17 protein-coding genes and 1 other annotated feature are annotated in these 20,341 nt (G+C 44.8%); of the genes, 12 read left to right on the top strand and 5 right to left on the bottom strand.

The window, feature by feature from the left end:
• Nucleotides 1-135 precede the first annotated feature (135 nt).
• Nucleotides 136-2,031, top strand: a complete 1,896-nt coding sequence (locus tag ASD24_RS04585) for a beta-glucoside-specific PTS transporter subunit IIABC (RefSeq protein ID WP_056692115.1) — start codon at nucleotides 136-138, stop codon at nucleotides 2,029-2,031.
• Between the two features lie 547 nt (nucleotides 2,032-2,578).
• Entirely contained in the window at nucleotides 2,579-4,042 is a 1,464-nt protein-coding gene (locus ASD24_RS04580) for an Msr family ABC-F type ribosomal protection protein (protein ID WP_056692113.1), read from the top strand.
• Nucleotides 4,043-4,216: 174 nt separating this feature from the next.
• Here the strand turns inward: ASD24_RS04580 and ASD24_RS04575 are convergent, their stop codons facing one another.
• Nucleotides 4,217-4,807, bottom strand: a complete 591-nt coding sequence (locus tag ASD24_RS04575) for a biotin transporter BioY (RefSeq protein ID WP_056692111.1) — start codon at nucleotides 4,805-4,807, stop codon at nucleotides 4,217-4,219.
• A 46-nt stretch (nucleotides 4,808-4,853) separates the two neighbouring features.
• On the opposite strand from ASD24_RS04575, the gene ASD24_RS04570 reads away from it, so the two are divergent.
• From ASD24_RS04570 to ASD24_RS04555, 4 genes are all read left to right on the top strand, one after another.
• Entirely contained in the window at nucleotides 4,854-5,762 is a 909-nt protein-coding gene (locus tag ASD24_RS04570) for an ATP-binding cassette domain-containing protein (protein ID WP_082560266.1), read from the top strand.
• Complete coding sequence (locus tag ASD24_RS04565) at nucleotides 5,759-7,540, top strand: ATP-binding cassette domain-containing protein (protein ID WP_056692105.1); 1,782 nt, start codon at nucleotides 5,759-5,761, stop codon at nucleotides 7,538-7,540. Before ASD24_RS04570 ends, ASD24_RS04565 begins: the two co-directional genes overlap by 4 nt.
• Before the next feature lie 98 nt (nucleotides 7,541-7,638).
• Nucleotides 7,639-7,932 carry a hypothetical protein gene (locus tag ASD24_RS04560; RefSeq protein WP_056692103.1) on the top strand — a complete coding sequence of 98 codons (294 nt, stop codon included), beginning with the start codon at nucleotides 7,639-7,641 and terminating at the stop codon, nucleotides 7,930-7,932.
• A 265-nt stretch (nucleotides 7,933-8,197) separates the two neighbouring features.
• Nucleotides 8,198-8,770: a GNAT family N-acetyltransferase gene (locus ASD24_RS04555; protein ID WP_056692100.1), complete on the top strand. Its 573-nt coding sequence runs from the start codon at nucleotides 8,198-8,200 to the stop codon at nucleotides 8,768-8,770.
• Between the two features lie 125 nt (nucleotides 8,771-8,895).
• Here the strand turns inward: ASD24_RS04555 and ASD24_RS04550 are convergent, their stop codons facing one another.
• Together ASD24_RS04550 and ASD24_RS04545 are read right to left on the bottom strand one after the other, a co-directional pair.
• Nucleotides 8,896-10,455, bottom strand: a complete 1,560-nt coding sequence (locus tag ASD24_RS04550; protein WP_056692099.1) for a sensor histidine kinase — start codon at nucleotides 10,453-10,455, stop codon at nucleotides 8,896-8,898.
• A complete protein-coding gene (locus tag ASD24_RS04545) occupies nucleotides 10,455-11,138 on the bottom strand; it encodes a response regulator transcription factor (protein ID WP_056692096.1) in 684 nt (227 codons plus the stop codon). Before ASD24_RS04545 ends, ASD24_RS04550 begins: the two co-directional genes overlap by 1 nt.
• Before the next feature lie 178 nt (nucleotides 11,139-11,316).
• Between ASD24_RS04545 and ASD24_RS04540 the strand changes: the two genes are divergently transcribed.
• From ASD24_RS04540 to asd, 5 genes are all read left to right on the top strand, one after another.
• A complete protein-coding gene (locus tag ASD24_RS04540) occupies nucleotides 11,317-13,521 on the top strand; it encodes an ArnT family glycosyltransferase (protein WP_056692093.1) in 2,205 nt (734 codons plus the stop codon).
• Between the two features lie 91 nt (nucleotides 13,522-13,612).
• Complete coding sequence (locus ASD24_RS04535) at nucleotides 13,613-14,599, top strand: glycosyltransferase family 2 protein (RefSeq protein ID WP_056692090.1); 987 nt, start codon at nucleotides 13,613-13,615, stop codon at nucleotides 14,597-14,599.
• The gene (locus ASD24_RS04530; RefSeq protein ID WP_082560265.1) at nucleotides 14,592-15,041 is read left to right on the top strand and encodes a GtrA family protein; all 450 of its coding nucleotides are present in this window, start codon (nucleotides 14,592-14,594) and stop codon (nucleotides 15,039-15,041) included. Before ASD24_RS04535 ends, ASD24_RS04530 begins: the two co-directional genes overlap by 8 nt.
• Entirely contained in the window at nucleotides 15,031-15,903 is an 873-nt protein-coding gene (gene galU / locus ASD24_RS04525; protein ID WP_056692088.1) for a UTP--glucose-1-phosphate uridylyltransferase GalU, read from the top strand. Before ASD24_RS04530 ends, galU begins: the two co-directional genes overlap by 11 nt.
• A gap of 98 nt (nucleotides 15,904-16,001) precedes the next feature.
• Nucleotides 16,002-16,284, top strand: a binding site (T-box leader).
• Nucleotides 16,285-16,454: 170 nt separating this feature from the next.
• Nucleotides 16,455-17,540, top strand: a complete 1,086-nt coding sequence (gene asd, locus ASD24_RS04520) for an aspartate-semialdehyde dehydrogenase (protein WP_082560264.1) — start codon at nucleotides 16,455-16,457, stop codon at nucleotides 17,538-17,540.
• 65 nt (nucleotides 17,541-17,605) lie between these two features.
• Here the strand turns inward: asd and ASD24_RS04515 are convergent, their stop codons facing one another.
• On the bottom strand, nucleotides 17,606-18,457 hold the full coding sequence (locus tag ASD24_RS04515; protein ID WP_056692085.1) for an aldo/keto reductase: 852 nt from the start codon (nucleotides 18,455-18,457) through the stop codon (nucleotides 17,606-17,608).
• Nucleotides 18,458-18,636: 179 nt separating this feature from the next.
• On the opposite strand from ASD24_RS04515, the gene ASD24_RS04510 reads away from it, so the two are divergent.
• A complete protein-coding gene (locus ASD24_RS04510; RefSeq protein WP_056692081.1) occupies nucleotides 18,637-19,152 on the top strand; it encodes a MerR family transcriptional regulator in 516 nt (171 codons plus the stop codon).
• A gap of 134 nt (nucleotides 19,153-19,286) precedes the next feature.
• On the opposite strand, the gene ASD24_RS04505 is transcribed toward ASD24_RS04510, so the two are convergent.
• Nucleotides 19,287-20,255: a bile acid:sodium symporter family protein gene (locus tag ASD24_RS04505; protein ID WP_056692078.1), complete on the bottom strand. Its 969-nt coding sequence runs from the start codon at nucleotides 20,253-20,255 to the stop codon at nucleotides 19,287-19,289.
• Between the last annotated feature and the right edge of the window lie 86 nt (nucleotides 20,256-20,341).

The raw sequence follows: 20,341 nt of genomic DNA, 5'->3' as shown, positions 1-20,341 counted from the left end.
CCTTCCTCAAGGCTTAGGTTTTTTGCGTGCAAAAAAATCGGTAGGAGGCCTGTGAGAGAACTTTGCACCAATGCAATGCGTGTTCTGTTATAGCATTAATGCAAGTGTGGGTTCAGAAAAAATGGGGGTGCAATCATGAGTCAACAAAAACTGGCTAAAGAGATCGTAGAGCTAGTCGGCGGCGAGAAAAATGTAGTGTCATTGGTTCATTGTGCAACACGACTACGGTTTGTATTAAAGGATGATAGTAAGGCTGACAAAGCGAAGCTGGAGAAAACCGATGGTGTTATTGCGGTTAAAGAAAATGGGGGACAGTTCCAGGTTGTCGTAGGTAACAAAGTGCCGGAGGTGTATAGTGCCATCGGTGAAATTAGCAACATTCTGAATGATTCATCGGACAAAGAAAAGCCGAAGAAATCAGCTAAAGGTCTTGGTGGCATCATTGATGTCATCTCCAGCATCTTTGCACCGCTACTAGGTGTTATGGCTGGTGCGGGTATACTTAAAGGTTTACTGCTTATCGCTAGTAATTTGGGTTGGTTAGAAACAACTGACACCACCTATATCATCTTATTTGCAGCAGCTGACAGTTTATTTTATTTCTTGCCCCTATTGTTAGCGGTTACAACGGCTCGTAAGTTTCAAGGTAATATTTTTGTAGCCATGACGATTGCGGGTGCCTTGATATATCCAACCATAATTGGGCTTAAAACAGAGGGAACTCCGACTGATTTCTTCGGAATCCCTGTCGTATTAATGACTTATTCATCTACCGTTATTCCTATTATCCTGTCTGTCATTGTCATGAGTAAGGTAGAGAAATTCTTCAATAGAACGCTACACGATAGCGTGAAAAACTTTGTTACACCGTTAATCCTACTCGTTATTATGGTACCACTTACATTAATTGTGTTCGGTCCATTTGGAGTTTATGTAGGTAATGCAATTGCATCCGCACTTGTTGCGGCCTTTGGATTCAGTCCATTGCTTGCAGGTGCAATCATGGGAGCTAGCTGGCAGTTACTCGTAATTTTCGGAGTACACTGGGGTCTGATTCCTGTATTTATTAACAACGTTGCTGTTTATGGACGAGATGGTGTTAAGCCGGCTGCAACTGCATCTGTCTTCGCTCAAACGGGAGCTGCCTTCGGCGTTATGTTGAAAACAAAAAATAAAAAGCTCAAAACGTTAGCAGGTTCATCGACATTAACCGCACTGTTCGGAATTACAGAGCCAGCGATCTACGGGGTTACGTTGCCACTTAAACGTCCATTCATTGCTGGTGTAATTGGGGGCGCAGTTGGTGGTGCTATTATCGGACAAGCAGGAACACAGGCGTTTGCATCTGGAGCACCAGGATTGTTAACTTTGCCTATTTTCTATGGACCAGGTGGTGAAGGTTTCCCAGGATTGATCCTTGGTATCACAGCTTCCTTTGTTGTCTCAGCAGTATTAACGTACATTATGGGCTTCAAAGACCCGGTTGAAGAAGAAACAACAGCAACGACCACTACGACTGCCACTGTTACTAAGGAAGCAGCGGTTCGTACGTCGGCCGTTTCTGATGAACAAGTGTTTAGCCCGATCGAAGGTACAATCGTTAGTTTGACAGAAGTTCCTGACCCGGCATTTTCCTCTGGAGCAATGGGTGACGGAATTGCGATTGAGCCAACAGTTGGTAGAGTGGTCGCTCCGTTTGACGGAACGGTAACGGTTGCCTTTAAGAAGAAACATGCACTTGCGGTTGTATCGGATACAGGAGCCGAAATTTTGGTTCACGTGGGTGTGGATACGGTTAAGCTGGATGGACAACATTTTACATCTCACATCCAAGAAGGTGACCGTGTCAAAGCTGGTGATCTGTTGCTAGAGTTCGACATCGCTCAGATCAAGGCTGCAGGGTATCACACGGTGACACCGATCATTGTAACGAATTCAGCTAATTATGAGAAAGTTGTACCCATGGCAACCGGTGAAGTCCGGACGCAGGAAGCATTGTTGACTTTGCATAGTGCTCAGCCTCAAACGTAACTTAGAGATAGAAGAGCGTGCTAAGGAACGTTCATAGATTACTTAATCTACATTGCCTAAACCACATTACTATTCTTATAGCCGTGCCTTCGTTAAGTATAGAAATCTTGCTTAATGGGGTGCGGCTTTTTGACTTTTAAAGGGTGGAAAATTATAATTAATCTTGTTAATTTATACTAGAACGGAAGGAGAATTGTTGAATATGATACATGCGATCAGATTGCGTTTCCTGACCTTGAACCGTTAACTAAATACGTTCAAAGGCTCTGTAACGTTCAGAGTAAACAGGAGCAGTCTGTCCATTTTTGACAATTCTCAGGTAGGCGCTATGCGCAAATCATATATTCCTGTTTATACTGAATCACAGGCCGTGGCTTGTGATTTTTTTGTTTTTTTACTTTGGAAATTGAAGGGCTCTTGTGAGTCTGGTGGGATAAGGAGGTTCGCGTATGTCCATGTTACTTTTCTATTGATACGAGCGAGGTTGACTTGCTCGTATCGATCAACGCTATCGATACGAAATCATTAAATTTCGGAGGTAGCGAATATGGAAAAATGTTGTTACGAACTTGAACAGGTTAAAATGACCTTTTTAGATAAAGAGATATTAAACATTGAGCGATTGGCTGTGCATCAGTTGGATCGGATCGGTATTGTGGGCGGAAATGGTCAGGGGAAAAGCACATTATTGAAGCTAATTGCCGGACAAATTCAGCCGAGCGCGGGTAGGATTAAACGATATGTTGATCATTCCTATTTCGAACAGATGGAGGCTCCGCATCTTGATGAACATATGGAGACGGATGGGGAATGGTTGGGCAGACTCAGTATTCCTGTCCATCATGAACGGTTAAGTGGAGGGGAGCAGACAAGGCTAAAATTAGCGGGCATGTTCGCGAACTACCATGAAGCGCTATTGTTCGATGAACCGACGACACATTTGGATCAAGAGGGAATTACTTTTTTGGTCAACGAATTGCGTTACTACTATGGTGCGCTGTTGATTGTCAGTCATGATCGGTCTGTTCTAGATGAGCTTGTCACGACGATATGGGAAGTGAATGATGGCGCCGTTAAGGTGTATTCGGGCAACTATAGTGATTACAAGGCTCAGCAGCGATTGGAGCGAGATCAACAGAATCAAGCCCATGAGCAATTCTTGAAAGAGAAGAGACGGCTTATGCATGCTGCACAAGACAAAATGAAAAAAGCTGAGAAAATAACGCAAGCAGGCAGTATGTCTAAACGAGAAACGAAGGCTAAGGCGAACCGAATGTTTGAAACCAAGTCTAAGGGAACGAGTCAGAAAGCTGTGCATCGGGCGGCTAAGGCCATAGAACAGCGAATGGAACAGCTTCATGAGGTTGAGGCAGTACAGGAGAATCGTCCTATTCATTTTCGACAATCCAAAGCGCTGGAGCTGCATAACAAATTTCCGATAATGGCGGATCGTTTAACTCTTCAAGTGCAGAGCAACGTATTACTAGATCAAGTCAGTTTTCAAATTCCTTTGAAACAGAAGGTAGCCATTACTGGATCTAATGGATGTGGGAAAAGCACGCTGCTTCGTCATATCCTAGATGCTAACACAGAGATTATTTTATCTCCCAAGGCCCAGATTGGTTATTTGGATCAAATGAGCTATCGGTTCCAAGGGAACGAAACTATACTGGAGTTTCTGATGAAACGTTCTGACTATAATGTCGCGGAGCTGCGAAGTTGTCTACATGCAATGCAATTTACCGGCACTGATCTCAATAAAGAGGTTAGATCGTTAAGTGGTGGGGAAGCCATTCGTCTTCAATTATGTCGGTTGTTTCTAGGGCAATATAACATTTTGCTGTTAGATGAACCGACAAACTTTCTAGATACCCAGGCGTTGGAGGCGTTGGAGCAATTTGTATTTGGTTATGAAGGAACGATCCTATATGTTAGTCATGACCAAACCTTTATCAGAAATACAGCAGATATGACACTGCATATAGAGCATCGGAAAATAACCATATCATAGTGTTTAGTGTGATGAATTACAATCTGTCTTATATGAAATAAAACCAAAGCTGTCCAGTTTATCTGGGCAGCTTTGACCTTGTTAAATAGTTAAATAGTTACATAGTTACATAGAAGGTAGACGGACAAGAACGTCGAACTTCCAAGTGTAAGTATGAAAGAGATACGGAGCAATTTACGCGTCTACTTTCACAACAGATGAATTCATCTGTCCCGTCAGGCGCTGTGGAGGAAAGACCATTCGAACAGGTGCAATGATGATGACCGCAAACAAAGCCTTGATCAGATCGCCGATAATGTAAGGGTAGAATCCTTGAATCATGGCCTCAGTAAAAGACATTTTATATTGATACGCGAGCCATGGCACACCAGAGGCGTAAATCAATAATGATCCGAACAATTCAAGTACAATGAACGCAAGGAAGTAACTGACGAATCCATTCAGCTTAATTCGCGCAAGAAATAGACCAATGAGCATTGCGGAGAAAGGCCACATCCATACATATCCGCCTGTTGGACCTAGAATAACCGCCATACCTCCTGTACCGTGAAGCAGAGGAAAGCCAATCGCTGTGAGTACAACGACAAGCGCGATACTCAAGAATCCATAGCGTGGACCGAGCAGCCCTCCAGCAAGCATCACTGCAAGGGTTTGCAGTGTAATGGGTACAGGTGAGAATCCGATGGGGATACTAATATAACCAAACAGAACAAGTATGGCTGCCATAAGGGCACTAAAAACAATTCCACGCAAAGATAATTTCATGTTTGAACAATCCTTTCAATTTTGCTAATCTTATTGTTAACCAACAATGGAGATCTGGTTAACAATTCGGATCGTATCACAAAAGAATCAAAAGGGGAAGGACAAAATATCAATGCAAGATGGAACAACTTTAATTACACTGGACAACGTCCGGGTTTATTATGCTTCATCGCCTGAGAAAGTTCGAAAAGCTGTTGATGGTGTATCATTGCATGTTCATAAGGGAGAATGGATCAGCATTGTAGGAGCCAATGGCAGCGGGAAAAGTACAATTGCTGGGCTGTTAATCGGTTTTACACCACTTTCCAGTGGATCAAGACTAGTTGAACCAGATGTTACTATTCGTGGGGTGCTGCAGCATCCAGATGCACAGGTACTTGGAGATACCATAGAAGAAGAGTTTCATTTTGCGCTATCCTCGCTCTCCGTGTCTGCCGAAGAAAAGCGTAGACGCAGAGAACAAGCTTTACATATCGTAGGACTTCAGATGTCACCCGATTCAGCCATTGCACGGCTATCTGGTGGTCAGAAGCAGCTCTTAAATATTGCAGTGGCGCTTGCGGCTAAGCCGGATATCTTAGTGCTAGATGAGCCAACGGCAATGCTTGATCCTGGTGCTCGTGAACGGATTGAAAGTATAGTTGAGCAGATTATCCAGCAAGGAACCGCTGTAATTTGGATTACGCATCATTTGGAAGAAGCGACCTTATGTGATCGAATTATTGCCATGGACAAAGGGGGCTGTGTCTATGATGGTGACCCGGTTGCGTTCTTCTATACACCTGAGGTTGAAGGGGATGCATCGAGGAAAGTAGAGACAACATCCGTTTGCCGCCAGTTAGGGCTCGACCCACCATTTACGGTGAAGACCGCACAGCTTCTTAAACAACAAGGAATGCTTTCCCAAGCGACACCTCTCCGACCTGAGCAGCTTGTAAGGGAGGTAAGTTCTTGAATATTGAGTTAGATCATGTGAGCGTCGAAGGTGTAGAACTTCATCAACGGAATTTAATTCATGATATATCTATCACGCTACGCAGTGGAGAAATTACGCTGCTATTAGGTCGGACTGGATCAGGTAAAACGACAATACTGCAGATGTTGGCTGGTCTGAAGCCTCCAGATCAAGGGGCAATTCGACTTGGAGATGAGCTGATCTGGCAGCAAGGTAAGGTTTCGCAGTCGATGTTGTTACGAATGGGGATGGTGTTTCAATTTCCAGAGCAACAGGTTTTTGCCCGGACAATTCAGCGAGAATTCGCTTATTCCATGCGTCCTTATCGGTATACCGAGAGTCAGCAGAAGCAATTAATCACACAAGCACTTGAACAGTGGGATACTGCAAAAGGTCAAACAGATTCACGGCAATTCGACCTGGATGGATCTCCGTTTGCGCTGAGTGGAGGAGAGCGTAGACGGCTGGGGCTTGCCTTGGGAACTGTAGTTGATCCTGAATGGTTATTGCTAGATGAACCGAGTGCTGGGCTAGAAGCAAGTAGCGTTGTATTACTATTGGATGCTCTTGCTCAACATCGACTGGATGAACGAGGAGCAGTGGTAGCAACGCATGATCTGGACACGTTTCTACCTATAGCAGACCGGGTTTTGATACTGCAAGATGGCCAGCTGATAGCGGATTTGACGCCAAGAGAGCTTCATGCGCAGCCTGAGCTTCTGATACAGGTCGGAATGGGTCTGCCGCCTTCTATGCAATTAACGCAGCAATTTGCGGCAGTGGGGGCAGCACTGCCATCGACGGCACTAACACCAGAGGCGATGGCAGCGAGTATAATCCAAATGAAGGCAGAAGGACAGGAAGTGAGGAATAACACTGGGAAGTCTGCTTCAACTGGTAATGAGTCTACTAAACACCAGATGTATACTCAATTGAATTCGGAGACTAATGAAGGTAATGAAGGCACAGCGAGTGTCCCTGTTCATTCAGCGACAAACAACTACAATCAATACATTCATTCGAATGGGCTGTATCGTGTCATGGATCCACGTTTGAAATGGATATTGTATATTTTGTTAGTGACGGCAACGATGCTACAGCATCGCTGGTGGGGGCTAACGCTAACGTTAGTGCCTGTCGTGTTTGCACTTGGAATCTTACCCCGTCAGGCACTTGTAAGTTGTATGAAGTTAATGAAACCGCTGCTGTTCTTTTTCATCATTTCTACCGCTTTATCAGGAACAACACTCTCCACAGCAAGTGGAAGTTTGCAACTGGGTTTCTCTCTTATTCAGGCAGAAGCTACACTGCTTAATGTGTATCGTTTGTTTATCGTGACTCTTGCGAGTCTATGGTTCTCACTAACAACACCTTATGGGCGGATGGTGGAAGGCTTGAATTGGGTGCTGGCAATCGGACAAAAGATCAAGTTGCCTGTTACTTCGTTTGCCCTGGCTGTGTCTTTGATCTTCCGTTTTATCCCGATGATCTGGAGTGAATGGCAGCGATTCTCGCTTATCGTACGCGCACGAGGCAAAGCTGCATTAAGACCTAACACAGTACGTGTACGTGACCTCGGACCAATGGTTATACCACTAATTATGTCCTTGTTCCAACGGGCAGAGGATATGACGATTGCAATGGAGATGCGAAAGGTTAGAGAGAATTATCGTGTTGGATCAACAACTTCCTTACTAAAGTGGTCTAAACAGGATACGTGGATTGGTGTAATCGGACTACTGATTTTTATAAGTTATATTTGGATTCGAGACCTCTAATGATTTTGTGACTTCCTTATAAAACATGCATAAATTTTGTACTGCTTGATCAATCTAATCATGCTTTGACTAGTTCGAAGCGGATAGGAGGTTGGACAATGAAGGACAAATTTTTGCAAGAGGATCGACAGGAATCAACGGATCTATCTACCGTAGAATCCCAACGAAATGATCTGTTTCTTGAAGAATTTCCGGAGGGGCCATACGGATCATCATTAATGTCAGAATCACTGGGGAAAAGCTCGCCTTGGCGTATGGATCAGAGAACGGCACATCGGTTTGACTATGAGAACCATGAGCTTCACGAAGGTGATATTAGAGATTACCCAGGTCAGGATGTATTTGATGAATCCGTACCTGATAAGGTTAGTAGACCTCAATATCCAGAGTAAATACGTTTAAGTTAGTCTAATTCGTTTATAAATGATAGGCCTCCGGCATGATGGTTGCTGGGGGCTATTTTTAGCCTATAGAGGTGGTTCAAAAAGTCCGTCTTCTTGGTACTGAAAACCGACCTTTTTGAACACGCACATATAGATAAATTCCACAAATTAGGTTAAAATTGCTGTAGTTAGGAGGGGCGTCATGAGAGAAATTGGCTAGTGTTATCTATACAGACTACATATATTTAATTTGTGAAATAGAGAGGAAATAACAATGCATCATAACGAAATGTTAAGTGAGTTAACGATTGAGTGTCAGGATATTTATTTGCGCGAGTATCGACTTGAAGATCTGGATAAATTACAAGAGATCACATGGCAGCCAGAAGTTTACGAATTTCTTCCAGGATGGAATGCTTCGGCCGAAGATCGGGCGCATTGGTTGGCTGAATACGAGATTCCAGAAAATCAGAAGTTTAAACAAGCCGTCAAGGCTGGGGGAGACATCGGCTCGCTCTATCTACGATTGGCTATCATTCATAAGGAAACGGATGAGTTTGTAGGCTGGTGTTGCTCAGGGATAAAAGAAAAGCTGCCCGAGCCTAATCGAGAGATTATGTACGGCATCTCCAAGAACTATAGAAACCGTGGCTATACAACACAGGCCGTTAATGGAATAACGCAATATTTGTTCACTCATACAAATGTGGAATTACTACATGCTATTGCATTATTAGAGAATGCTGCTTCCAATAAAGTCATACAGAAATGTAATTTCAACTATGTAGATATCATCGAAATAGACAACGAACAGTACAATCATTATCAGAAGGTAAAGGGTTCGTAAACGTTTATTTTGTACATTACTAATGTGTGTTGCTTATAAAATGATTGACCCCAAGAGGCTCTAATGGATTTAGGGCTCCTTGGGGTCTTACTTATTTCAGCAACCAATAACTAGCGATCGATATGTTATGACTTGGAAACAGCAGTAGGTTTGCTTTCTTTCCACAGGGGCAATGTAATTATGAAGCTTGTTCCAACGCTAACCTGGCTATAAACATTAATGTTCCCACCATGCGATTCTACGATGGAACGAGTAATGGCAAGACCGAGCCCTGCACCACCTTCTTTTCTGGAACGGGATGAACTGGTTCGGTAAAATCGCTCAAAAATATGATCAATGTGCTCTGGCTCAATGCCCGTACCGTTATCCTTCACGGTCAGCTCTGCCACATCCGCATTCGCAAAACATGTAATTGTGATGAAACCGTGCTGCGGATCGGTATGCTGTACAGCATTCTGAAACAGATTTAGGATGACTTGCTTCAGCTTGTGAGGGTCACCAACGATATATAACTTAGCTGTCAGCTCCAGATGTACCTTTCGATCCTGAGCCATCATGACGAGTTGCGGCTGCATTTCATATAAGAGACCATCCAGAGCAATGACCTCTTGAATTCGTTCAGGTGCTTGATCTAACTTGGTTAACAGCAGCAGGTCTTCAACTAATTTGTTAATTCGCACAGACTCACCATACATGCTGCTCAGAGCGCTATTCAACTGTTCACGATTGGTTGCTGCCCCGCGCTGGAGTACCTCAATGAACCCGTGAATAGACGTGAGGGGCGTACGCAGTTCATGAGAGGCATCGGACAGGAAACGCTGCATTTGTTGCTTGGATTCTCGTTCTGCTTCGAATGAATCCTCCAAACGTTCAAGCATGCCGTTAAAAGAAAAAGCTAATTGATCAATCTCCTGTTGTCCTTGGATGACAGGTAATCGTTCACCTAAACTGCCAGCATCGACACGCTGCACGGTCTCCACGATGTTGGATAATGGATGTAACGTCCGCCGAAGAACCTTGGCATACAGAATGAGACCTGTAATCATGGCAAGCAGAGATAACCCGACGAAAATAAGTAATTGTCTCATCACTAAGTCGTGTATAGGCTGAGTAGCTATGCCCATCTGAACCATAGGTGCCGCTCGATTACGCGGGCCGGGTGAGGCAAATACGATGAGCTGTTCATTGCCCTCGTTGTCTTTCACCAGTTGATAGGGCACATGTTCGTGAGCGTTTAACCGATCTGCGATGTCTTGATAAGCAGCTGCAGTTAGGCGAGGGGAGGCTAACCCATCCTCACCAAATACATCTTCATACGTTGCATTTTTATCAAAAAGAGCCAGTGAACGATCTGGAATATACAACAAACGGTTGTTAGACCCCCGTCCGTCGGATGAAGATTGTCCGCCAAAGGGCAGATTTGAAGCTCCGTTACGTGGTTGCACACCAAGCCAGACCGGCGGCATAGACATCAGTTGTTCTTCCATCGTCTTAGCCTGGTTACGATAGAGGAAGCTTTCCATAATCCAAAACTGAAGAATACCAATGAACAGCAACAGAGCGGCTAACACGAATAGAGAGCGAGTGAGTAACTGTGAGCGTAGAGAAGAGTTTTGCGAGAATCGTTGATGCAGCTGATGGAAATAACAGTAATTTGGTTGCGGTGATGAGGTTGGAGTCGCCATTATAGATCAACCCTATAGCCGACGCCTCGGAGTGTACGAATGAGCTTATGCTCTTTATCCCCGAGTTTCTCACGTAAGGAACGAATATAGACCTCTACGATGTTCTCTTCTCCGCCAAAATCGTAACCCCATACTCTGCTTAAAATAGTTGCTTTACTTAGGACAATGCCATGATTCGTCACAATAAATTTTAATAGTTCATATTCTGTCGGCGATAACTCGAGCACACGATGGTCATAGGTAATTTCTTTACGCAGATCATCAATGCGGAAGGCGCTGTATGTGACAGCCCCCATTAAGAGTGGAAATTGATTACGTAGCCTCGCTTGAATTCGAGCAAGCAGCTCATCGAACGCAAATGGTTTAATCATATAATCATCAGCGCCAAGCCATAAACCTTTGACTCGGCTCTCCACTTCATCCTTGGCAGTCAGCATAATGACCCCGACTTGAGTACCTGTCTTGCGAAGTCGCTCAACCACCTCGAATCCATCGATCTCTGGCATCATTACATCAAGAATGACCATATGCGGCTGGAATTCATGTGCAATCTCGAGCGCTTCTGCTCCGTGTTCTGCCGCACGCACCTCAAATCCTTCATTTCTCAAACCAAGCTCTAGAAACTGTAAAATATGTGGTTCATCATCAACGAGTAGTATTCTGATGCCTGTACTAATTTTCATAGGTGGACGATCTCCCCTTATTCACTCCTGTTTATATGCACTATTATGACTCACGAAACTGAAAATTAGCTGAAAGGTTGGTGGGTTATCCTCAGGCAACATTCAGCGGGCACTCATCCCAAATTTATTTTGGCATGTCACAATACTAGACATGAACAATCTAAAGGAGTGATTGAGTTTGAATATTGCTAAACGAAGGATTGATTTTGTCCTTCTACCGATTGTCATTCTTGCAGCAATCTTGAACGCATACGGCATCTGGAACGATCAATATGCCAATTCCTATTATACGACTGCAGTGGGGAGTATGCTGAGAAGCTTCCATAACTTCTTCTACGCATCCCTTGACTCGGCTGGTTCAGTAACAATCGATAAACCGCCAGTTGTTTTTTGGATTCAGACTGCATTTGCATATGTATTCGGTCTGCATGGATGGAGTGTGATCTTACCACAAGTCCTAGCAGGAATTGGGGCGGTACTGCTGATCTATTTCATGGTTAAGCCTTCATATGGGCTTGCGGCAGCGCGAATTGCTGCAATGGTCATGGCGACAGTACCGGTAGTTGCAGCGGTCAGTCGGACGAACAATATTGATAGTATGCTCGTGTTTACTTTGCTGCTCGGATCATGGTTTCTATTTAAAGGTGCAAAACAAGGCAGTGTATGGCGAATTCTAATGGCCTTTGCGCTGATCGGACTTGCTTTTAATATGAAAATGCTTCAAGCCTATATGGTTCTTCCGGCATTTTATCTGTTTTACTTGCTCGCTTTTCAAGCGAAATGGCGAAAGAAACTGCTCTTGCTCGTAGGCAGTACAGCTATAATGGCGGCTATTTCCTTATCGTGGGCGGTCACAGTAGATTCTATACCGGCTGATGAACGACCTTATATCGGCAGTAGTGAAACGAATTCGGTGCTCGAACTCGCTTTTGGTTATAACGGTCTATCCCGTCTAACCGGTCGGCAGAATACTACAGCTAATGCTGGAATGCCTGACGCATCCAACGTCACTAATTCCGGAAGAGACAGGGGTGATTCGGCATCGGTACAGACATCGAACCCGCGCGGCGGAACGGACGGTAACAGCGGAATGAATCTCCCACAAGGAAATGAGATGCCCAATGGCTTCACCATGCCGCAGGGAGGATTCGGTGGAGGAGGAGGAACAGGTGGCATGTTTGGTACAGGTCAGGCAGGGCCATTACGTCTGTTTCAAACCGAACTATCTGGTCAAGCTAGCTGGTTATTACCGTTGGCTCTATTGGGTTGTATTGCAATTTTGACAAGCTTAAGACGAAGAAACAGCTCGGATCAAATGAAAGAAGCGATATTCTGGCTGGCGTGGTTGTTACCGGTAGCGGCATTTTTCAGTGTCGCAGGATTCTTTCATCAATACTATCTGATCATGCTTGCGCCTCCAATAGCTGCATTAAGCGGTGCTGGGTTCGTAGCAATGTGGAAAGCGTACCAAGAACGAACCGGTTGGCGAGCTTGGCTGTTGCCGCTATCTGTGCTATTAACGACTATCTTCGGATGGTACATTATGCAGCCTTTTGATGAAACCATTGGTGCAGGATGGTCAATCAGCGAGCTGATCGCTGGAATTGTGGTGACAGTTGTTTTGACCGTCATGATGAATCGCACGCATCTTTGGAAACAGGCACTGGTTGTCGCAGGTTTCATGGTTACCCTGATCGGCCCTGTGTATTGGGCATTTACGCCAATTACATATGGTGGCAATAGTATGATCCCAGCCGCAGGTCCTACCGGTTCCAATGGCATGTTTGGAGGCATGACTATGGGTGGTAGACAGGGTGATCGCAACAATGCAATGACTCCACCGAGTGGGCAAGGAGATATAGAGCAACAGTCTCCATCTTCGACTGGTGATTCGAGCCCGAATAATTCAAATACCGGAACACCCTCATTTATGGAAGGTGGCATGAACGGTATGGGCAGTGCACAAGGTATACCTACTGGTGGTGGACGTGGCGGCTTTGGTAATCGTAATGAAGAGATAGACAGCACGACTCTTCAGTATTTGCGAGAACATAATACAGGTGAGACTTATCTGTTTGCAACGTCAGATTATAATCAAGCAGCCCCATACATTATTGACGAGAATGAAGCGGTCATCACATTAGGCGGTTTCTCTGGTTCCGATCCAGTGTATACAACAGAGCGATTAGAACAGCTTGTGAAGAGCGGACAAGTGAAATACTTCATGATTGGCGGAGGAATGGGCGGCCGTGGAGGTAACTCCGAGATTACGAACTGGATTATGGAGCATGGGACGGAAGTACCTACATCCGAGTGGAGATCCAATTCCGATGAAGGTGGCGGCTTCGGTAATCAGTCTACGTTATATGAAGTGAAATTGTGAGCTTACAAACGAAATGAACGTTAAGGAGCAAGCAGCGAGGGATCTGCCCTGGAGAATATAGACGTGTAATGATCAAAAGGAGGGAACGAACATGAGTAGAGCCATTCACTACAGTGTCATCATCCCGATGTACAACGAAGAAGCGGTCATAGAGGAAACATATCGCCGTCTGAAAAAGGTCATGAGCAGTACAGGTGAACCCTACGAGCTGTTATTTGTCAATGACGGTAGTGTGGATCGAAGCGCTCAGATGATTCGGGATTATGCGCGTTGGGACGAAAGTGTGAAATTGATTGATTTTGCCCGAAATTTTGGGCATCAGATCGCCATAACAGCAGGCATGGATTATGCAGCTGGATCAGCAGTGGTTATCATTGATGCTGATCTTCAGGATCCCCCTGAACTTATCATAGATATGATCGCTAAATGGAAAGAAGGCTATGAGGTCGTCTACGCCCGCCGTACGAGACGAAGCGGGGAGACTCGCTTTAAGAGGTGGTCGGCAAGCCTGTTTTATCGTGTACTGCGCGCTTCAACGGATACGGATATTCCCGTAGATACAGGAGATTTTAGGCTGATTGATCGCAAAGTATGTGATGAGATGAAGCGACTTCCAGAGAAAAATCGATTTGTGCGCGGCTTAGTGAGCTGGGTAGGATTTCGTCAGACCGCGATTGAGTACGAGCGGGATGAACGCCTAGCTGGAGAGACCAAATATCCACTGAAGCGAATGTTGAAGCTTAGCCTGGACGGTATTACGTCCTTCTCCTACAAACCACTTAAGATTGCGGGGTATGTGGGAGTGATTTTATCTATCGTTGGATTTATCTATATGGTTAGCGTCATTGGGTCTGCTATCTTTACAGATTCGACAATGAAGGGTTGGGCTTCCATTGTCAGCATCATGCTGATGTTTAATGGGTTCATTCTCATTATGTTGGGTATTCTTGGTGAGTACGTTGGGCGCATCTACGATGAAACGAAATCCCGTCCGTTATACATCGTGAGAGATGTGTATCAGATGGAGACAACGTCCAGACAAGGACATCTGACAGGCAGAATTGCACAGCATGATTAAGCGATTCACGACGATATTCAAATTCGGTATTGTTGGCATATTGAACACAGGAGTCGATGCTGGAGTATTTGCGATTCTTGCTTTTGTAGGTATGCCGGCGATGGTTGCCCAAGCGATATCATACAGTTGCGGGACAATGAACAGCTACTGGTGGAATAATCGGTGGACCTTCCGTGATGTGAAGAGTCAGGCTCAGCGTATACGAATCGTACGATTCGTGATTGCCAATCTGTTCGTTTTAATATGGTCATCCTTCATTATATATGTAGCCCATAGCTTGTGGAGCTGGAGTCTTGTGAGCAGTAAAGTGATAGCAACGCTACTTGGCATGTTGATCAACTATCTCATAAGTCGGTATTGGGTGTTCGGATCACCATCCGAGTCAGCAATCGACGTATCCATTGGAACAAATGAAAGGAGAGATCATTCCTATGAGAATTAAAAAGGCGGTCATTCCCGCAGCCGGTCTAGGTACACGATTTCTACCAGCGACGAAGGCTCAGCCGAAAGAAATGCTGCCGATTGTAGATAAACCAGCTATACAATATATCGTAGAAGAAGCGGTACAATCCGGCATTGAAAATATCATCATTGTCACGGGTCGCAACAAAAAATCCATTGAGGATCATTTTGATAAATCGGTTGAGCTTGAGCAATCATTATACGCCAAAGGTAAACAGGCCTTGTTAGATGAGGTGAGAGCGATAAGTGAGCTGGCAAGCATTCATTTTATCCGGCAAAAGGAACCGTTAGGGTTAGGCCATGCGATTGGATGTGCACGACAATTCGTTGGAGATGATCCATTTGCCGTGTTGCTAGGCGACGATATTATGGTGTCCGATCCGCCTGCATTGGCCCAAATGATTCGTCTATTCGAGAAAACGAATAACCAGATTATCGGTGTACGTTCTGTACAGACAGCAGATGTAGGTAAGTATGGGATCATAGCTTCGGAGGGGGCAGAGTATGGTGTTCATCGGGTTACAGATCTGGTCGAAAAGCCCTCCATTGCTGATGCGCCCTCTCGCACGGCTGTGATGGGACGTTATATCCTTAAGCCATCCATTTTCCCTATCCTAGATCGGATCGAGACTGGAGCAGGTGGGGAGTATCAACTAACAGACGCTCTAAAAGAAGTCAGCCAGGAGGAAGATCTGCTGGCATTGGAGCTTATTGGTCGTCGGTACGATATTGGAGATCAGTTCGGATACATTCAAGCTATACTGGAAATCGGCTTAATGCGCCAAGAGTTACAGCCCATGCTGGCTCCCTATCTACGCACCCTTGCAACGCAGTGGGCATGATCATTTGGGAGAAACTAGATGTAGAATCTGTCGTTTTTAGACAAATAATAAAAAAGGGTTTACTTCATAACCGATCTTTTGATATTATAGTCGCAATATCAAATGCATTGAAGAGACGAGTAGACTAAAGTATTCTTTTGGCAGAGAGCTCCGGTAGCTGAAAAGGGGTAAAGAATTTTTGGTTGAATAAAGACTCAGAGCAGCACATCGGAACTTTATGAATCTGTAAAGGGATGGTGTGACAGGAGCTCCTGTTACAGAGCTAGAGTATAAGTAGGCACAGCGTGCATTGCCGTTGTCGTTCTTAACTCAAAGAGGCTAGTATGGCGACATATTGGCGAATCTGGGTGGTACCACGAGTGATCCAATCTCGTCCCTGAGACTTCGGTCTTGGGGGTGGGATTTTTTTGGTTTTTTCCAGGGTGAAGTTTACACGCTTTGGTAATACCTGAATAGGTTTTAATAAGGGAAGAATCACGGCGTCCCAACAACCAATTAACGAATATCAGAGACCCAACATTCAACTTACACCGAAAGGAAATGATGATATTATGTCAGCAAAATTGAAAGTCGGCATTGTCGGAGGAACAGGAATGGTAGGTCAGCGTTTTGTGGATCTGCTTAATGGTCATCCATGGTTTGAAGTAACAGCAATCTCAGCAAGTGCAAACTCCGCAGGTAAAACCTATGAGGAATCGGTTCAAGGTAGATGGAAACTGACAGCACCGATCCCTGAAGGTGTTAAACATATTGTTGTTCAAGACGCTTCCCAAGTCGAAGCATTCGCTAGTCAGGTTGATTTTATCTTCTGTGCGGTTGATATGAAGAAAAATGAAATCCAAGCGCTTGAAGAAGCTTATGCCAAAACAGGCACACCTGTAGTATCTAACAACTCCGCTCATCGCTGGACAGCAGATGTACCGATGGTCATTCCTGAGATTAACCCAGGACATCTGGAAGTCATTGAAGCGCAAAGAAAACGGCTTGGTACTACTACTGGATTCATTGCAGTGAAACCGAACTGCTCTATTCAAAGTTATGTACCAGCACTGCATGCACTGCGTGAATTTGGCCCAACACAAGTCGTAGCTTCCACCTATCAGGCAATCTCGGGAGCAGGCAAAAACTTTACAGATTGGCCAGATATGCTGGACAATGTTATTCCTTACATCGGTGGCGAGGAAGAGAAAAGTGAGCAGGAGCCACTTCGCATCTGGGGCAGCGTTGAGAACAATCAGATCGTGAAAGCATCTGCACCACTGATTACAACGCAATGTATTCGTGTTCCGGTAACCGATGGACACTTGGCTACAGTCTTTGTTAACTTTGAGAATAAACCAAGCAAAGAGCAAATCTTGGAGCGTTGGTTACAATTCAAAGGTCGTCCGCAAGAACTGGCTCTGCCAAGTGCACCAAAACAGTTCATCACGTACTTTGAAGAAGAAAACAGACCACAAACGAAGCTGGATCGTGACATCGAGCGTGGAATGGGTGTATCCACAGGTAGATTGCGTGAGGATTCCCTCTACGATTACAAATTCGTTGGATTGTCCCACAATACCCTCCGCGGTGCGGCTGGTGGTGCGGTATTGATTGCAGAGTTGCTCAAAGCCGAAGGTTACATTCAGCCGAAATAATTCGGAAGCAACTTGTTATAGAAGAATGAAGAAAAACCATCACTTGGTGATGGTTTTTTTGTCGTTTACAGATCAACCTTTAGATTGCCCAGCATTTTGGCAACTTCAGGATTATCAACTGACATGAACAGACTTTCACGGGCATCAAGTGTAGAGATAGCTGCCATATCCTCCGTGGTTAATTCAAAATCGAAAATGTTAAAATTCTCGATTAGACGCTCTTTGCGGACTGATTTGGGGATAACAACAATTCCCTTCTGCACAAGCCAGCGTAGTACAACCTGAGCCACCGTTTTATTGTGTCTATTCGCAATTGTGGTCAGAAGCTCATTGCTAAACAAATTGTTGCGACCTTCGGCGAATGGTGCCCACGATTGATGCTGAACACCATGTTCTTTCATAAAAGCAGCATTTACGACCTGCTGTTGGAATGGATGGGTTTCAATCTGATTGACTGCAGGCACGATTTCGTTATGAAGGATAAGATCCATCAAACGGTCAGGCAGGAAGTTACTAACGCCGATTGCCTTAATTTTGCCTTCACGATACAGCTCTTCCATCGCACGCCATGCGCCGTAGTAATCACCGAAGGGCATGTGAATCAGATACAGATCAAGATAATCAAGCTGCAGCTTCTGCAGGGATTTGTGTAAGGCGAGCTTGGCACTTTCATAACCTGCATCCTGAATCCAAAGTTTCGTTGTGATAAATAATTCTTCCCGTGGCACACCGCTGCGCCGAATTGCCCGTCCAACAGCCTCTTCATTCATATAACCCGCAGCGGTATCAATTAGACGATAACCGGCAATCAATGCTTCATATACCGTGTTCTCGCATTCTTCAGCATCAGGGACTTGATACACACCGAAGCCGATGATTGGCATGTTCACGCCATTGTTCAAGGTTACAGTTTGCATATAGATTCCTCCTAAGGATATTGTGAATTAACTACAAATGATCAGATTACATCACCCGAGTATCAGGGCGCTGTAGAAGGGCTTTCACTACTGATCTGCTTGCGTTACAATAAGCCTATTACCTTCGTGTAACACGAAGTCAAGCGGGTATCCTAAATTTTTTGTGAGGAGGATTACATATGTATACGGTTCAAGATGCGGCATTAATTACGGGGCTTACTGAGCATGCTGTGCGCTTCTATACAGATAAAGGACTGGTGCCTAGCGTTCAACGGAATAAAAACAATGTCCGGCTGTTTGACGAGGAATCCATTAATTGGCTACACGGGGTTAGATGTTTGAAGCAGACGGGACTACCAATCGAGAACATCAAAATATATGTCGATCTCTGCCTGGAAGGTGATTCAACCGTTCCGCAGCGTCTCGCGCTTATGATGGAGTATAAGGAGGCCGCGTTAATTCAACTGGAAGAGGCGAAGCAGCGCGTTGCGCATCTGGAAGAGAAGACTCTCCACTATCAAGCCATCCTGGAGCGAGGTATTCCGGACATGACCAACCCTCGTACTTGGGAAACAAATCGGGAGGAGCCGGCTGATTGCCCAGCCTCTCGTTCGGCCAATAACAGTCTTTCAGCTGTTCAAGCATCGGGTCAATGCCCAGCAGCGATGCAGGAGCAGACCACCAGCGTTTCTTAAATTCAACCAATCCGATTACCTGATTCGCTAAAGTTTATAGACAGACCCATAAATATGCTTGCTTCAAAATAAATAAAAAACGCCGACATGTATTGTCGGCGTTTGGCATTATGATACATCGTCGTACGATGTTATTACGCAGCGGATGTCTTATCTGACTTCTGCAGCATTTGAGAACGGCGACCCAATAAGTAACCTGACAAGGAAGCGAGCATTTGCTGAAACACCATACCGAGGACAACGGGAACGGCAACGGGCGCTGGGAAATAAGTAACAGCCAGTACCGCGCCAGCACTAATGTTGCGCATGCCTCCATTAAATACCAGCGCCACCTGATCGGCCTCATCCCAGCCTAGTAATCGGGCAATGAAATAACTTAGGGCATAGCCAAATGATGCGAGAAAAACAATAATCACTGCAAGACCTGCTAATTTCCAGTTGAAATTAGCCAAGTAAGGTGCAACCACTGAGCCGTTAATCGCGACGACTGCTGCCATAAATAGTTTGGATAACGGATTCAATCTTGGCCCCCAGACGGGAACGATTTTGCCCTTAGTCCATTCATTTAACAGCATGCCGACCAGTGAAGGGACAACGATCATCCAGAACAGACTGCTCATCATGGCAGCTGTGTCCAATGATACACTTGTGCCGATCAACAGTGACAGCACCCCTGGAACTACAAAGGGAGCAAGCATTGTATCAATGAGAATAATAGAAAGAGTCAGTGCAATGTTGCCTCGATAGATACTGACCCAGATGAAACTGCTGATACCTGTTGGAATAACTGCGGCAAGAACAAGCCCGGTAATCGTATATGCATCTGTTGGGAAAACCAAATGTCCCATACCTAGAGCTATTAAAGGCATTGCTAAATGTAAAATAAACAAACAAACAAATAACGGAAAAGGTTTCTTCAGGACATTCAGAAAATCTCGTATCCCCAGACTGATACTTCCCGCAAAGGTCATGAAGGCAAACAACCATGGTGACAAAAAGGTATAAGAAGAAAGAAAACTACCGCATAGTACACCAATAACAATACTGACTGGAGTAATGAGTGGCATAATGCGGTTCAAGCGTTGATTCAAAGCTTGAAGCATATGCAAGACATCCCTTTATCGTATGATGATTATATTATACATCTTAAATGACATAAATGGAGGCTACATTTGCCATAGGGTGGGTT

The sequence above is a fragment of the Paenibacillus sp. Root52 genome, from assembly GCF_001426865.1.
Taxonomy (GTDB): Bacteria; Bacillota; Bacilli; order Paenibacillales; family Paenibacillaceae; genus Paenibacillus.
Note: the sequence above shows the minus strand (reverse complement) of the source record. Positions and strands in the feature narration are given on the sequence as shown.

Bases quoted from the DNA above. Each gene is read 5' to 3' on its own strand.
- ASD24_RS04585 (WP_056692115.1), top strand. From the start codon at position 136: ATGAGTCAACAAAAACTGGCTAAAGAGATCGTAGAGCTAGTCGGCGGC.
- ASD24_RS04510 (WP_056692081.1), top strand. From the start codon at position 18,637: ATGTATACGGTTCAAGATGCGGCATTAATTACGGGGCTTACTGAGCAT.
- ASD24_RS04530 (WP_082560265.1), top strand. From the start codon at position 14,592: ATGATTAAGCGATTCACGACGATATTCAAATTCGGTATTGTTGGCATA.
- ASD24_RS04560 (WP_056692103.1), top strand. From the start codon at position 7,639: ATGAAGGACAAATTTTTGCAAGAGGATCGACAGGAATCAACGGATCTA.
- ASD24_RS04545 (WP_056692096.1), bottom strand. From the start codon at position 11,138: ATGAAAATTAGTACAGGCATCAGAATACTACTCGTTGATGATGAACCA.
- asd (WP_082560264.1), top strand. From the start codon at position 16,455: ATGTCAGCAAAATTGAAAGTCGGCATTGTCGGAGGAACAGGAATGGTA.
- ASD24_RS04555 (WP_056692100.1), top strand. From the start codon at position 8,198: ATGCATCATAACGAAATGTTAAGTGAGTTAACGATTGAGTGTCAGGAT.
- ASD24_RS04570 (WP_082560266.1), top strand. From the start codon at position 4,854: ATGGAGATCTGGTTAACAATTCGGATCGTATCACAAAAGAATCAAAAG.
- ASD24_RS04580 (WP_056692113.1), top strand. From the start codon at position 2,579: ATGGAAAAATGTTGTTACGAACTTGAACAGGTTAAAATGACCTTTTTA.
- ASD24_RS04515 (WP_056692085.1), bottom strand. From the start codon at position 18,457: ATGCAAACTGTAACCTTGAACAATGGCGTGAACATGCCAATCATCGGC.
- ASD24_RS04505 (WP_056692078.1), bottom strand. From the start codon at position 20,255: ATGCTTCAAGCTTTGAATCAACGCTTGAACCGCATTATGCCACTCATT.
- galU (WP_056692088.1), top strand. From the start codon at position 15,031: ATGAGAATTAAAAAGGCGGTCATTCCCGCAGCCGGTCTAGGTACACGA.
- ASD24_RS04575 (WP_056692111.1), bottom strand. From the start codon at position 4,807: ATGAAATTATCTTTGCGTGGAATTGTTTTTAGTGCCCTTATGGCAGCC.
- ASD24_RS04550 (WP_056692099.1), bottom strand. From the start codon at position 10,455: ATGGCGACTCCAACCTCATCACCGCAACCAAATTACTGTTATTTCCAT.
- ASD24_RS04535 (WP_056692090.1), top strand. From the start codon at position 13,613: ATGAGTAGAGCCATTCACTACAGTGTCATCATCCCGATGTACAACGAA.